This window comes from Acinetobacter endophylla, from assembly GCF_053543775.1.
The window spans coordinates 37,708-39,050 of the sequence record NZ_JBLVOM010000243.1 but is presented as its reverse complement, the minus strand read 5'-3'; the positions used below and the strand labels follow the sequence as shown (position 1 = coordinate 39,050).

1 protein-coding gene and 1 rRNA gene are annotated in these 1,343 nt (G+C 37.2%); both read right to left on the bottom strand.

Features of this window, described 5'->3' with window-relative positions; translation table 11 throughout:
• Positions 1 to 73, bottom strand: a 16S ribosomal RNA gene (locus tag ACNPNW_RS11450); the annotation flags it as partial.
• A 469-nt stretch (positions 74 to 542) separates the two neighbouring features.
• Positions 543 to 1,157 carry a DUF2057 family protein gene (locus tag ACNPNW_RS11445; protein WP_005100087.1) on the bottom strand — a complete coding sequence of 205 codons (615 nt, stop codon included), beginning with the start codon at positions 1,155 to 1,157 and terminating at the stop codon, positions 543 to 545.
• Between the last annotated feature and the right edge of the window lie 186 nt (positions 1,158 to 1,343).

Sequence of the window (1,343 nt, the reverse complement as noted above, 5' to 3'; positions counted from 1 at the left end):
TTCCCCGCTCGACTTGCATGTGTTAAGCCTGCCGCCAGCGTTCAATCTGAGCCATGATCAAACTCTTCAGTTTAATACTATGTAGCACCTTAAAGGGTGCCAATCTTGGCTCATCAATTTTCTGACAAATATTTCTCAAATAAACTTCGAGTAATTTCTACCATCAATCAATGAAAATAATTTCGATCAATCAACCAGTAAAAATCCACACAAGTTGTTCTTCATAATCTCTTAATGATCTTCTTAAAACCTCGTCAGTTTCAAGCTCCAACCCAATCACTTAACGTTTCGTTTCATGCATTGCGTTGGTGTGCTGCGTATTCTATACAGTTTCAAAACGAGCGCAAGGGCTTTTCTTAAAAATATTCAAAAAAACCAATCATGCGTTTATTTTTTAATCTAAAAGGCTATTTTTAACACTTTTTTGCGTTTTTCTAGCTAATTCCGCATGAAAAGTTTAAGCAAATGTTAATTTTCTAGCCTTCATCTCATAAAAAAAGATCACCTCAATGGTGATCTTTTTGATTCTTCATCAAAATATTTTAATTTGTCTGCTCAGCGAGCCAAGTCATAAATTTTTGACGTTCAGCTTTAGAAGCTTTCTGCCATAATTGAATCAGCTGCTGATCATTCTGTTCTACTGACTGAGTATATATAGCTGCCGGTTGATGAACTGGTGTCGCGGCTTGAGTTGTCATATCTACTTTTTTAGTCAATACGCGATTTCCAAACCATGGTTTCGCTGAATCTTTAGCGCCCGTCTGCTGGACTAAGAGCTGATTTTTCGCATCATATAGGCCAATAATGGGCTGATCTTTATATTTTTGCGCTGCATCAAAATCTTTAGGCGCCTGAATAAGTGCTAAACGGTAAGTTTCACCATCTTTAAGGCTTGGTGTTTTTACCGTAACCACACCTGACTTTAAAATGTCATGTGAATTGTCTGAATGCTGGAAAAATTCGTTATAGCGTACGCTGATCGCATTTACACCTGCATCCAAGCTATAAGTCTGATTAGAACGTAATAGACCCGAGTTCACCTCTTGATCATTTACGGCAACAATTTTTATTTCTTCAGGTACTGTGACGGTCACTGCCGAAAAAACTGGTGTGCTAAACAGAAACACTGCTGCAGTTGCCGCAATACGTAAACCCATATCCTATACTCATTTTTGGTTGTTTATTAAAAATTAGCTGCACTATGCCGCGTCTAAATGACAATCTTATGACAAAAGCTGGAGCGATACAGCCTGTGTTTTTAGCATTTATTTAGCTAGACATATCACATCATATCTAAATACAACTCTAAGACATAAAAAAGAAGCATCAAAGTGCTTCTTTTT

Bases quoted from the DNA above. Each gene is read 5' to 3' on its own strand.
- ACNPNW_RS11445 (WP_005100087.1), bottom strand. From the start codon at position 1,157: ATGGGTTTACGTATTGCGGCAACTGCAGCAGTGTTTCTGTTTAGCACA.